The sequence below is a fragment of the Bacillus sp. FSL R5-0576 genome (genome assembly GCF_038004765.1).
Taxonomy (GTDB): Bacteria; Bacillota; Bacilli; order Bacillales; family Bacillaceae; genus Bacillus; species Bacillus subtilis.
On sequence record NZ_JBBORU010000001.1, the window covers coordinates 756,697 to 769,484 of the forward strand.

At 46.5% G+C, this 12,788-nt stretch carries 13 protein-coding genes; 7 read left to right on the top strand and 6 right to left on the bottom strand.

Annotated elements, in window-relative coordinates:
* Nucleotides 1-3 precede the first annotated feature (3 nt).
* The 4 genes from acoC to NX903_RS03830 all read left to right on the top strand — a co-directional run bounded on the left by acoC (nt 4) and on the right by NX903_RS03830 (nt 4,761).
* Nucleotides 4-1,200: an acetoin dehydrogenase complex dihydrolipoyllysine-residue acetyltransferase gene (gene acoC / locus NX903_RS03815; protein WP_043940072.1), complete on the top strand. Its 1,197-nt coding sequence runs from the start codon at nt 4-6 to the stop codon at nt 1,198-1,200.
* A 20-nt stretch (nt 1,201-1,220) separates the two neighbouring features.
* Nucleotides 1,221-2,597 (top strand): acetoin dehydrogenase complex dihydrolipoyl dehydrogenase, encoded by a 1,377-nt coding sequence (gene acoL / locus NX903_RS03820; RefSeq protein ID WP_086343582.1) that lies wholly within the window; start codon nt 1,221-1,223, stop codon nt 2,595-2,597.
* 114 nt (nt 2,598-2,711) lie between these two features.
* Nucleotides 2,712-4,529: an acetoin dehydrogenase operon transcriptional activator AcoR gene (acoR, locus tag NX903_RS03825; protein ID WP_086343583.1), complete on the top strand. Its 1,818-nt coding sequence runs from the start codon at nt 2,712-2,714 to the stop codon at nt 4,527-4,529.
* Between the two features lie 52 nt (nt 4,530-4,581).
* Nucleotides 4,582-4,761, top strand: coding sequence for a small acid-soluble spore protein H (locus NX903_RS03830; RefSeq protein ID WP_024573066.1), 180 nt, complete (start codon nt 4,582-4,584; stop codon nt 4,759-4,761).
* A gap of 35 nt (nt 4,762-4,796) precedes the next feature.
* Here the strand turns inward: NX903_RS03830 and NX903_RS03835 are convergent, their stop codons facing one another.
* Genes NX903_RS03835 through NX903_RS03860 form a run of 6 tightly spaced genes read right to left on the bottom strand, consistent with a single transcriptional unit; the run spans nt 4,797 to nt 8,639 of the window.
* Complete coding sequence (locus tag NX903_RS03835) at nt 4,797-5,126, bottom strand: YnfA family protein (protein ID WP_010886445.1); 330 nt, start codon at nt 5,124-5,126, stop codon at nt 4,797-4,799.
* Nucleotides 5,127-5,175: 49 nt separating this feature from the next.
* Nucleotides 5,176-5,718 (bottom strand): YfjD family protein, encoded by a 543-nt coding sequence (locus tag NX903_RS03840; RefSeq protein WP_166668902.1) that lies wholly within the window; start codon nt 5,716-5,718, stop codon nt 5,176-5,178.
* Nucleotides 5,719-5,727: 9 nt separating this feature from the next.
* Nucleotides 5,728-6,285 carry a YfjD family protein gene (locus NX903_RS03845; protein WP_003244496.1) on the bottom strand — a complete coding sequence of 186 codons (558 nt, stop codon included), beginning with the start codon at nt 6,283-6,285 and terminating at the stop codon, nt 5,728-5,730.
* Nucleotides 6,286-6,316: 31 nt separating this feature from the next.
* Nucleotides 6,317-7,084 (bottom strand): hypothetical protein, encoded by a 768-nt coding sequence (locus tag NX903_RS03850; RefSeq protein WP_086343584.1) that lies wholly within the window; start codon nt 7,082-7,084, stop codon nt 6,317-6,319.
* Between the two features lie 11 nt (nt 7,085-7,095).
* A complete protein-coding gene (locus NX903_RS03855) occupies nt 7,096-8,319 on the bottom strand; it encodes a hypothetical protein (RefSeq protein ID WP_086343585.1) in 1,224 nt (407 codons plus the stop codon).
* A gap of 5 nt (nt 8,320-8,324) precedes the next feature.
* Nucleotides 8,325-8,639, bottom strand: coding sequence for a WXG100 family type VII secretion target (locus NX903_RS03860; RefSeq protein ID WP_042978114.1), 315 nt, complete (start codon nt 8,637-8,639; stop codon nt 8,325-8,327).
* A gap of 335 nt (nt 8,640-8,974) precedes the next feature.
* Here NX903_RS03860 and glvA point away from each other — a divergent pair, with 335 nt between their 5' ends.
* The 3 genes from glvA (at nt 8,975) to malP (ending at nt 12,751) form a co-directional block, all read left to right on the top strand.
* Nucleotides 8,975-10,324, top strand: a complete 1,350-nt coding sequence (gene glvA, locus NX903_RS03865) for a maltose-6'-phosphate glucosidase (protein WP_086343586.1) — start codon at nt 8,975-8,977, stop codon at nt 10,322-10,324.
* A 64-nt stretch (nt 10,325-10,388) separates the two neighbouring features.
* Nucleotides 10,389-11,153 carry a MurR/RpiR family transcriptional regulator GlvR gene (glvR, locus tag NX903_RS03870; protein ID WP_024571963.1) on the top strand — a complete coding sequence of 255 codons (765 nt, stop codon included), beginning with the start codon at nt 10,389-10,391 and terminating at the stop codon, nt 11,151-11,153.
* A gap of 14 nt (nt 11,154-11,167) precedes the next feature.
* Nucleotides 11,168-12,751 carry a PTS maltose transporter subunit IIBC gene (gene malP / locus NX903_RS03875; RefSeq protein WP_086343587.1) on the top strand — a complete coding sequence of 528 codons (1,584 nt, stop codon included), beginning with the start codon at nt 11,168-11,170 and terminating at the stop codon, nt 12,749-12,751.
* Nucleotides 12,752-12,788 lie beyond the last annotated feature (37 nt).

Sequence of the window (12,788 nt, forward strand, 5' to 3'; positions counted from 1 at the left end):
CAAATGGCGGTAAAAGTAGTGATGCCAAAATTGGGAATGGCCATGAAACAAGGGGAAGTATCGATATGGAATAAAAAAGTAGGCGACCCGGTTGAAAAGGGAGAAAGCATTGCCAGCATTCAATCGGAGAAAATTGAAATGGAGATAGAAGCGCCTGAAAAAGGAACGCTGATCGATATCAAAGTGAAAGAGGGAGAAGAGGTTCCGCCCGGCACAGCAATCTGCTATATCGGGGACGCCAATGAGTCGGTGCAGGAAGAGGCGAGCGCGCCTGTTGCTGAAGACAGTGTGCCGCAAGCCATTCAGCCCGTCAAACAAGAAAACAAACCCGCAGCCTCCAAAAAAGATCGAATGAAAATATCTCCAGTCGCCAGGAAAATAGCAGAAAAAGCAGGATTAGACCTAAAACAACTGAAAGGAACTGGACCAGGCGGACGAATCGTGAAGGATGACGTAACAAAGGCTCTTGCTGAACAGAAAAAAGATCAGGCAAAGCCTGTTTCGGAGCAGAAAGCGCAGGAAATCCCGGTGACAGGCATGAGAAAGGTCATCGCTGCCCGAATGCAGGAAAGCTTGGCAAACAGCGCGCAGCTGACGATCACGATGAAAGCTGATATCACCAAGCTTGCCACTCTTCAAAAACAGCTTTCACCAACTGCGGAAGAGAGATACGGCACAAAACTGACGATCACTCATTTTGTCTCAAGAGCCGCCGTTCTCGCTCTGCAAGCTCACCCTGTGCTGAACAGCTTTTATCAAAATGAGCGCATTATCACACATCCCCATGTACACCTTGGTATGGCTGTAGCCTTGGAAAATGGCTTAGTGGTGCCTGTCATCCGCCATGCTGAAAAGCTATCGCTGATTGAACTGGCTCAATCCATCTCAGAAAATGCCAAAAAAGCACGCGAGGGACGTGCGGGAAGCGAAGAACTGCAAGGCTCTACCTTCTCCATTACAAACCTTGGCGCGTTTGGCGTTGAGCATTTCACACCGATATTAAATCCGCCGGAAACAGGCATTCTCGGCATCGGAGCAAGCTATGACACACCGGTGTATCAAGGGGAGGAGATCGTCAGAAGCACGATCCTGCCGCTCAGCCTGACATTTGATCACAGAGCGTGTGACGGCGCCCCTGCCGCTGCATTCCTGAAGGCGATGAAAACATATTTGGAAGAACCCGCAGCATTAATTTTATAGGAAAAGCAGGTGAAAACGACATGACATTAGCCATTATCGGCGGCGGACCTGCAGGCTATGCGGCTGCGGTTTCCGCGGCACAGCAGGGCAGAAACGTGCTGCTCATTGACAAAGGCAAGCTTGGAGGGACCTGCCTGAATGAAGGCTGCATCCCGACAAAGTCTTTGTTAGAAAGCGCAAACGTTCTTGATAAAATCAAGCATGCCGACAGCTTTGGAATCGAACTTCCGGCAGGTGCGATATCAGTCGATTGGAGTAAAATGCAAAGCCGGAAACAACAGGTTGTCAGTCAGCTTGTCCAAGGCGTTCAGTACCTAATGAAGAAAAATCAAATACAGGTTGTAAAGGGAACAGCCTCCTTTCTTTCTGAAAGAAAGCTCTTGATCGAAGGAGAAAAAGGAAAAGAAATCAGAGAGGCGGACCAAGTATTGATTGCCTCCGGATCAGAGCCAATCGAGCTGCCTTTCGCCCCGTTTGACGGCGAATGGATCATCGACAGCAAAGACGCGCTTTCTCTTTCCGAGATTCCGTCTTCACTAGTCATTGTCGGCGGCGGTGTCATCGGGTGTGAGTATGCAGGGCTGTTCGCCAGATTGGGATCGAAGGTGACCATCATTGAAACAGCGGACCAGCTGATCCCGGCTGAAGATGAAGAAATTGCCCGTCTTTTTCAGGAGAAACTTGAGGAAGACGGTGTCGAAGTGCATACCTCATCCAGATTAGAGCGGGTGGATCAAACGGCCAAAACAGCAATATGGAAAAGCGGTCAGCGAGAGTTTAAAACGAAGGCCGATTATGTGCTGGTGGCGATCGGCAGAAAACCCCGTCTTGACGGATTACAGCTGGAACAGGCCGGAGTTGATTTTTCTCCAAAGGGCATTCCGGTGAATGGGCACATGCAGACGAACGTGCCTAATATTTACGCGTGCGGAGATGCTATAGGCGGTATTCAGCTGGCGCATGCCGCTTTCCATGAGGGCATCATCGCTGCTTCTCATGCTTCCGGAAGGGATGTCAAAATCAATGAGAAACATGTGCCGCGCTGCATCTATACGTCCCCGGAAATCGCGTGTATCGGAATGACAGAACGACAGGCAAGAAGCATATACGGGGATGTGAAGATCGGCGAATTTTCTTTTTCCGCAAACGGCAAGGCGCTCATTAAACAGCAAGCGGAAGGAAAGGTCAAAATCATGGCTGAACCGGAATTCGGCGAAATCGTGGGTGTCTCGATGATTGGCCCGGATGTAACCGAGCTCATCGGCCAAGCGGCAGCGATCATGAATGGTGAGATGACGGCAGATATGGCGGAGCATTTTATCGCCGCCCATCCGACTTTATCGGAAACATTGCATGAGGCGCTGTTAAGCACGATCGGCCTTGCGGTACATGCATAATAAAGGAAAAAGCAGGCACATGGATATAAGGCGCCTGCTTTTTTATGTTGAAAGCGCTTTATTTTTCCCCTACAATAGATGAAAACGGCGTGTAAGGGAGGAGCGATCAAGGAAATGAATTCGGTCCCAAACGATTTGCAAACCTGGAAACGTTTTGTGAAAGACGGTGTGCTTGACGAAGCCCGATTAAGAAAACGGATTGCAGAGTCATGGCATCGCTGCAAAAAAGCTGAGGTCAATCCTTATCTAGAAAAAGGCCCGAAGGTTTTACAGCAAACGGAGCTGGATCAGCAGTCAAAAAAACATTCATTCTTCTTGACGACCGCAAAGCCTTACCTCGAAAAACTGCTGCCTGCCATAAAAGAAATGGAAATGATGGCGCTGTTAATTGATTCAGACGGTGTTGTTCTGGCATTGGACGGCCATCCCCGCGCGCTCTATGAAGCCAAACGCATCAACTTTGTTGAAGGGGCATGCTGGACGGAAACGGCTGTCGGAACAAATGCGATTGGCACGGCGCTCCACATCAGCGAGCCGGTTGCGATACAAGGATCAGAGCATTACTCCATTGCTTCCCATCTTTGGAACTGTTCAGCCGCTCCGATTCACCATGAGGATGGCAGCCTTGCGGGTGTGATTGACATATCGTGTCCGGCGGCAGGCGCTCATCCTCATATGCTCGGTATTGCCACTGCGATCGCCTATGCAGCTGAACGGGAACTCGCAGCAAAAAGCCGTGAGAAAGAGCTCGAGCTGATCAGCCGTTTTGGAGAGAGGGCTTTATCCAGTGTGCCGATGGTGCTATGCAATAACAAGCAGCACATCATCAGTGCGAGCATACCGATTCGAACCTCAATGCCGGATTGGCAGGGCCGGCACCTGTATGAGTTGAAGGAACGGGGCTACTCAATCGAAAAAGCTATCACCATAGGAGATGGCGGCACTTGTTTTTATCTTTCGGAACAAAAGAAAAAGAAGGTGTTTCGATTCAATGGAGTGATCGGGAAAAGCGGCCGATCGCATGCGATGCTGATGAACCTTGAACGTGCAGCTGCGGCAGATGCAACGGTCTGTTTGTCGGGCGAAACTGGTACGGGAAAGGAAGTCGCAGCTCGCGCGCTTCATGAGAACAGTGAGAGACGGCACGGTCCGTTTGTTGCTGTCAATTGCGGAGCGATTCCGTCTGATTTGATTGAAAGCGAACTGTTCGGCTATGCAGAGGGCGCTTTTACGGGAGCGAAACGAAATGGCTATAAAGGCGCCTTTCAAAAAGCGAATCAAGGCACATTATTTTTAGATGAAATCGGAGAAATTTCCCACTCGATGCAGGTTGCACTTTTACGGGTGCTTCAGGAACGCAAGATAACGCCAATCGGCGGGACGAAAGAAATTCCAGTTGATATCAGAGTTATTGCCGCCACGCATTGTGATTTACGCGAGCTTGCCGAAAACGGAAAAATCAGAGAGGACTTGTTTTACCGTCTTCACGTCTATCCAATTGAACTCCCTCCATTACGCGATCGCACCGAGGATATCCCGGATCTCTTTGAGTACTACAAACAGAAGAATCATTGGCCAGGCGAACTTCCTTCTGATTTTTGTAATGTGCTGAAGCAATGGAAGTGGCCGGGGAATATCCGTGAGCTGTTTAATGTGTTTGAACGTCTTTCTATCAGATTTCCGGACGGCCGGCTGAGGGATGAATCGCTTCCCGCTTTACTGGAAGCCGCTGGATTGCCGGCCAGCTCTGCAGAAAAAAAGCCGGCTGCTGCCGGCGTGCTTACTTTTCGTGAGCAAATCCAAAAGGATATGATGATCAAAGCGCTTGAATCTGCAAAAGGAAACGTCTCTCAAGCCGCAAAAATCAGCGGGATCCCTCGAAGCACTTTCTACAAACGCCTGAAAAAATTCAACTTGTCCGCTGAATCATAAAGCATACTTCCTTCGGGAAATGGAAACATTATGTATGAAGGAGGGTGTTACGATGAATATTCAAAGGGCGAAAGAAATTGTAGAATCTCCCGACATGAAGAAAGTAACATATAACGGCGTTCCTATTTACATTCAGCACGTAAATGAAGAAACTGGAACAGCAAGAATTTATCCGCTTGACGAACCGCAAGAGGAGCATGAAGTGCAGCTGACTAACTTAAAAGAGGATTAAACAAAAATGGCCCGCTTCATAAGCAGGCCATTTTGTTATCCGCGCGGCGCAAATAAAATAACACAGACACCGATGAGACAAATGAATGCGCCGATCCAGTCATACAGATCAGGTGTTTTCCGGTCAACAAGCCATCCCCACAGGACCGCAAGCACGATGAATACTCCGCCATAAGCGGCGTATACACGGCCGAAAGATGGGAAGGACTGAAACGTCGGAAGAATGCCGTATACAATGAGAATCAGCGCCCCGGCGATTCCATAGCCGGCTGGCTTTGCCTCTCTCAGCCATAGCCAAACCAGATATCCGCCGCCAATTTCAGCAAGCCCTGCCGCGAGAAATAAAAGAATGGTAATCAGCATCATGAGCACTCCTCAATTTGCATTTATCTTTCATTATAGAGGAGGAGAGCTTTTAAAGCTTCGGATGATTCTCAAATTCCTTCAAATACGCTTTTCGCTGAACCTCTGTAAATTGGCTGATCCAATTGTTTTGAGCCTCTTCACTCAAATGGGGAAGGATATAGCGTTCAACCGCTTCGAAAAACAGCGGATTCGCGATGATGTTCCAGGTCGGGATTCGAACGATTTTGCCGTCTGTTTTCTCGATGATAATATCCTCAAAAAAGATCCCTTTCAAACTGTATTGATGGCGTCCCATATAAAGCCGCTTCACCTCGGAAAACAGCACGCTGCGCTTTCTCGAGAAGATTTCGCCACTAGGTCCGGTCTTTATGGTGAAAATGACATTTCCACGGCTTGTGAACGCAGGAAAAGCCATAAAGAATGTGATCAATCCATAAATCATCGCCAGTAATCCGCCGCCCAAATAAAGCAGGGCATATTTAGATTCAAACGTGAGGGCTTCAGACACCAGCCAGACTCCCACAATAAAGGCGCCCCCTGTAGCGAGGAACAGCCAAGCCCTTAGAAACATCATGCTTTTTACTTCAATCATGTGCTGCCCCTAAAGCTTCGGATGATTCTCAAATTCCTTCAAATACGCACTGCGTTGGATGTCTGTAAACTGTCCGATCCAATTGCTTTTCGCCTCTTCATTCAGATGGGGAAGGATATAGCGTTCAACCGCTTCGAAAAACAACGGATTCGGAATGATGTTCCAAGTGGGAATACGAATGGTCTTCTGATCAACGGTTTGGATCAATATATCTTCCTGGAAAATTCCTTTTAGACTAAATTTATGGCGGCTCATCTCAATTTTCTTGATATCAGTAAACGTAACAGACACTTTGTCAGTGAACACTTCTCCATTTTTTCCTGTTTTGATGCGGAAAATGGTATTTCCCCGCGGGGTGAAAGCCGGAAAGAAGATGATAAATAAATATAAACAAAACAAGGTGAACAGAAAGCCAGCAGGAATGGCTAATAGGTAATATTTCGTTTGAAACGTAATACCCATATAAAAGAGCCACAAACATGCTAATCCCATACCGGCAGATCCGACAAAAGCCCATATTCTCAGGAACATTTTGCTTTTGACTTCAATGATTTCTTGGTTTTTCAATGCTTTTCTCCTTTTGTTAATTCAATTCTTATCATTGTGAAATGATTTGATTTACAACATCCTTATGAGCAGGGAGGATAGAAAATTCATTCTGGGTGATGCCTGTGACAAGCCAAGTATGGTGGGCCCCCGGCAGGACAAATGCCATGTCAGCCACTTCAGGAGTGTTATCTTTGCCATATGCCAGACGCATAAGTGTATCCATTTTCCCTTTCCGCAAAGCCAGATCATTTGCAAATCGGGTAACGTCCTCTTGGTGGTCATGTTTTTCAAGGAACTCTTTTAGATATGAAGGGTTGTCTGAAGCGCCCTCCAAGAGTTTTTCAAATTCATTTGATGTCAATGTCACAATCGATTCTCTTTTATCCTCTGTATCTATTATATGTAAAAACTCATCTGTCTTAGCAAGTAACCCTTCACTTGATTCCATTTTTGTAATGCGATGGACTTGTTCATCAAAAAGGAGTTCGTGAGAGTAGGTGCCGAATTTTGATACATGGCAGGACACATTCTGTTCGGCGCCTTGCCCGTTAAATTTAGAAAGCTTCACTGTATAGTCAGCGTCGTTTAATACATGGATAAACGGACAGTACTCGTCCTTTAACCGATATTGATGGTTCCGATATTCCGCTGCATCCTTGGCTAAGAGTGAGCGGCACGCGGCTTCAAATAAGGCGCCGAGCTGTTCATCTTCTATTTCCGGAAAATAGGCCTGCTTCAAGGCCATTCCCTGTTCAAAAAACCCTTCGCTGTAAAAGCAAAACAAGAGTTCTTCTATGCTAATTGTAAACTGCTTCATTGTTTATTCTCCTATCCAAATGAAAATTTCCCTTTAAGGAAATGGGTTGCGCCGTGTATGAGCGAATCCGCTGTTTTCTTTGCTTTTTCCATTCCTTTTTTCGCGCTGTCTATCCCTTTATGTATCGATTTATTCGCCGCATCTATGCCGTCATTCACTGATTTGACGAATTTGCCGGCTGATTCCAGCCCTTTTTTGGCTGTATCAACGACAGCATGGATCGGTTCTTTCAGCTTTAAGGCTGCTTTTTCGGCAAAACCGGCTGTATATTTGGCGATTTGTTCTCCGACGACTCCGCCAATGTATGAACCTGCTGCCCCAAGAAGGACAGTACCCACAGGTCCTGCAAAGCTTCCAATTGCACCGCCGATGACAGCACCAGCTGTGGCACCGCCCGCAACAAAAATCGTGTTATTCACAGCATTTCCGACGGCCTTGGCGTTTTCACGCTTGAGAACTTCCGGTTTGTCCTGGTATTTTGCATAATTTTCAGCAATTTTCACGCCTGCTCCGAATGTTTCGGTCGCACCGGTAATCAGTGTGGCGGTAATGGCATTTCCTTTCGCGAATCTCAAGCCCGTTTTTCCCACATCCTTCAAAGTGGAGCGTACGCCGGCTTCATTAAGAAATCCTTTTGTGTAGCTTCTGACGCTGTTTGAAAAATCCACCGTGTCCTGAGGAAAGTATTTTGTAAACTTTTTATGTACCAAATCTGAAAATGGACGGTTGGTCTTTTTTAACAAATATTTAGGATTCAAAAGCACTCTTGCCGCTTTTTGATAACGTGAGCTGTCAACGGCCCTGGAAATATCCAAGAGCAGTTTTGAGTGCTGGGCTGTATGCAAGCCGCTTGGCTGTTTCACAAATTTCGTAAGCCCTAATCCGTAATATTTTCCCTGCGTCAGCATAAGAGCGGTTAAGCTTGTCATCGTACCGTATTTGTCGTAGGCATTGTAGAGCTTTCGCAAAATATCATCTTGTTCCACAAATTTATCGCCCGTTTTTCTGATGAAAATCTCATTGTCACTCAGCTTGGTGACGAGCGCCTTTCCTGAGCTCCACGCATCGCCCACTCCAGAGAAACAGCTGCTGTAGCGGGGATCGCATTGCAAAATCATCTGCCCCAGCTCCACATGCAGATCCTTATATTTGTTTTCCATATCAGTTAATTCAGTGACAACATCATTTGCAAGCTGTTCGAGCTTATCCGGATCAACTGCAATGTTTCCTGACACACCGTTCACCTCCCGAGTTTATGTCTTTCCTCTCTTGCTTTACGCTCCAGTTCTTCCATTCTGGCAATTTCAGCTTTTCGTTCTTCTATTTTGACAGCGGCAGCCTTCAGCTCTTGGCTTGTTTCAAGCAGCTCCTGTTCGAATTGATCGTAGGCGGCTTTCGTTTCCTCGAAATCCTGGTCAAACGAATCTCTTGCTTTTCCTTGCCAAGCATCTCCCATTGCAGATAACCGGGATTCAAGCAGCATTTTGGAGCTTCTGACCTCTTCTGCGGCCGCACTGTACTTGTTTGCCAGCTCAATGACTTTATATGAGTCCAACTTTTGTCCCCTGCCTTTTCTAAATTCACGCACAATTGGATGTTTTATATAAATGATTATAAATAATTCGGCATGTATCCGAATCGTACAAAAGAACCTTTTCATAAGAATTGGAAGGGCGTATATTCACTTAAAATTCACAGTTGGTGAGACTTTAAGATTACAAAAAAGGTAAAAAAAACAAATCCCTCAGACATAAGGCAAATGAGAAATTTCCCGCTCTATGGGAAAAAACACTAAAGTTGATCAAATGACCTAAGTGCGCCAAACGTGTTACGGGACGGGCTATCTCATGGTATAAATGGAATTGTAAACGTTATTAAGGAGGTCGTCATATGAAGAAAAAATCATTCTCAATCGTAATAGCGGGCGGAGGGAGCACTTTCACTCCAGGGATCGTACTCATGCTCTTGGACCATTTGGAGGAGTTTCCGATCAGAAAGCTGAAGCTGTATGATAATGATAAGGAGAGACAGGATCGAATTGCAGGCGCCTGTGACGTTTTTATCAGAGAAAAAGCGCCGGATATTGAATTTGCAGCGACGACTGACCCGGAAGAAGCTTTTACAGATGTCGATTTTGTTATGGCGCACATCAGAGTAGGGAAATACGCGATGCGTGCGCTTGATGAGCAAATTCCGTTAAAGTACGGAGTTGTCGGCCAGGAGACGTGCGGGCCGGGCGGGATCGCATACGGTATGCGTTCGATCGGCGGTGTGCTTGAAATATTAGATTACATGGAAAAATACTCGCCTGATGCGTGGATGCTCAATTATTCCAATCCCGCGGCAATTGTGGCTGAAGCTACGAGACGCCTTAGACCGAATTCTAAAATTCTCAATATCTGTGATATGCCGGTTGGGATCGAAGACCGGATGGCGCAAATTCTTGGCTTATCCTCAAGAAAAGAAATGAAGGTCCGCTATTACGGATTAAATCACTTCGGCTGGTGGACATCAATTCAGGATCAAGAGGGCAACGATTTAATGCCGAAGCTGAAGGAGCATGTATCTCAATACGGCTATATTCCGAAAACAGAGGCTGAAGCGGTGGAGGCGAGCTGGAATGACACATTCGCCAAAGCGCGTGACGTGCAGGCCGCAGATCCTGACACACTGCCGAATACGTATTTGCAATATTATTTGTTCCCGGATGATATGGTGAAAAAATCAAATCCGAATCATACGCGGGCAAATGAAGTGATGGAAGGTCGCGAAGCTTTTATTTTCAGCCAATGTGACATGATTACACGTGAGCAGTCCACGGAAAACAGCGAAATCAAAATCGATGACCACGCATCATATATCGTTGATCTTGCCCGGGCGATTGCCTACAACACAGGTGAAAGAATGATGTTGATCGTTGAAAATAACGGCGCAATTGCGAACTTTGACCCGACTGCGATGGTCGAGGTGCCATGCATTGTCGGCTCAAATGGGCCTGAACCGATTACCGTCGGCACCATTCCGCAATTCCAAAAAGGGCTTATGGAGCAGCAGGTATCCGTTGAGAAGCTGACTGTTGAAGCATGGGCGGAGAAATCGTTCCAAAAGCTGTGGCAGGCGCTAATTTTGTCAAAAACAGTGCCGAACGCGCGTGTGGCAAGACTCATTCTCGAGGATTTAATGGAGGCCAACAAAGACTTCTGGCCTGAGCTTGATCAAAGCCCGACCCGTATATCATAACTGAAATTCCCCCATTTTCGAATCTGTAATTGTATATAATAGAAAGAAAATGGGGGGATCTGATATGCAGCTCGAAGAACTGATCAATCAGCACTACAGCAAATTGAATGACAACGATTTTCATATTTTAAAATATATATTGAATCATAAGCACACATGCTATCACCTTGGAATCGACGCGCTGGCCAAAGCTTGCAGTGTATCGCGTTCCTCAATTTTACGGCTTGCCCAAAAGCTCGGTTTCAGCGGCTACAGTGAATTTCGCGTCTTTTTAAAGTGGGAAGATCAGCCGGAAGAAGGCGAGAATATGAGTTTTCAAAAGCTGCTTGATGATATTGAAGCAAATTTGAAGTTCTTACGGACAAAGGACATGACGGACATGTGCCAGCTGATTGATGCAGCGGACCGCATTTTCGTCTACGGTTCAGGAAATGCGCAAAAGATATGCGCCCGCGACCTGCAAAGAATGTTTATTCCGCGCCATCGCTATCTTATTTTAATAGAAGACACAAATGAATTTAATCTGATGCGTGATGATTTTAAAGTAAACGATCTGTTTATCATCATTTCTCTTTCCGGAGAAACACCGGAGCTGATTCCTCAGGCAAGAATGCTTTCTGCAAAGGGTATTCCCTTTATTTCCATTACGAATTTAAAAAACAATGTCCTCGCCCAGCTGACTCCGCATAATCTTTATGCGACAAGCAAACCTGTGACATTAAGCGATAAAACGGAAATTGTCGCTTTTGCACCGTTTTTTCTCGTTGGCGAAGCATTGTTCCGCGCATATGTTGATTACAAAGAGGCAGAAAAAAATGACAATGAGTAGCAGGGGGTTCTGGTATGATGCAAAAAATTCAGCGCTTTGGAAGCGCGATGTTTGTGCCTGTTTTATTATTCGCGTTCGCCGGCATTATCGTCGGTATCAGCACGCTCTTTAAAAATAAAACCCTCATGGGCCCGCTCGCCGATCCCGACGGTTTTTGGTATCAGTGCTGGTATATTATTGAGCAGGGCGGCTGGACTGTTTTTAACCAAATGCCGCTCTTATTCGCCATCGGCATCCCGGTTGCTTTGGCGAAGAAAGCTCAGGCACGCGCTTGTTTGGAAGCGCTTACTGTTTACCTGACATTCAACTATTTTGTCAGCGCGATATTGACGGTATGGGGAGGAGCATTTGGCGTCGACATGAACCAAGAGGTCGGCGGAACGAGCGGGTTAACGATGATTGCAGGCATTAAGACGCTAGATACCAACATTATCGGGGCCATCTTTATTTCTTCGATTGTCGTCTTTTTGCATAACCGCTATTTTGATAAAAAACTGCCCGATTTTCTCGGCATCTTTCAAGGCTCAACATATATCGTGATGATTTCCTTCTTTATTATGATTCCGATTGCCTTGGCTGTGTCTTATATTTGGCCGATGGTTCAATCGGGAATCGGCTCGCTTCAAAGCTTCCTGGTTGCTTCTGGGGCGGTGGGCGTTTGGATATACACGTTTTTAGAACGGATTTTAATTCCGACCGGCCTTCATCACTTTATTTACACGCCGTTTATTTATGGCCCGGCTGTAGCGGAAGGCGGGATCGTCACGTATTGGGCACAGCATCTCGGCGAATATTCGCAAAGCGCCAAACCGCTGAAGGAGCTCTTTCCGCAAGGCGGATTCGCGCTTCACGGCAACTCGAAAATCTTCGGTATTCCGGGTATCGCCCTGGCTTTTTATGTGACAGCCAAAAAGGAAAAGAAAAAACTCGTCGCAGGGCTGCTGATTCCTGTCACACTGACAGCGATTGTCGCCGGTATTACAGAGCCGATTGAGTTTACGTTCTTATTCATTTCACCTTTCTTATTTGCGGTTCACGCCGTGCTTGCCGCCACAATGTCGACAGTTATGTATATGGCCGGCGTCGTCGGAAATATGGGAGGCGGACTGATTGAGGCGGTGACCTTGAACTGGATTCCGCTCTTTGGCAGCCACGGTATGACATATGTGTATCAAATTTTGATCGGGCTCTCGTTTACAGCAATTTATTTTTTCGTCTTCAGATTTTTAATCCTCAAATTCAATATCGCTACACCAGGACGGGAAAAGGATGAACAGCAGGAAACAAAGCTATATTCGAAAAAGGAATACAGAGAACGAAAAAACAAGGATGAAACGGCCTCCGCTGCTGAAACGGCTGATGACACCGCTTTTCTGTATATTGAAGCGCTGGGCGGAAAAGACAACATCACTGAAGTCACAAACTGCGCAACCCGCCTCAGAGTCAGTGTCAAGGATGAAACAAAAGTTGAGTCCGACAGCGTATTCCGCGCGCTTGGCGCACACGGCGTTGTCAGGAACGGGAAGGCGTTTCAGGTGATTATCGGATTAAGCGTACCGCAGATGCGGGAGCGTGTGGAAAAATTACTGAATGAATAGTCAAAATTATTTTATCTTGCGCTGTTTAAAGACAGCG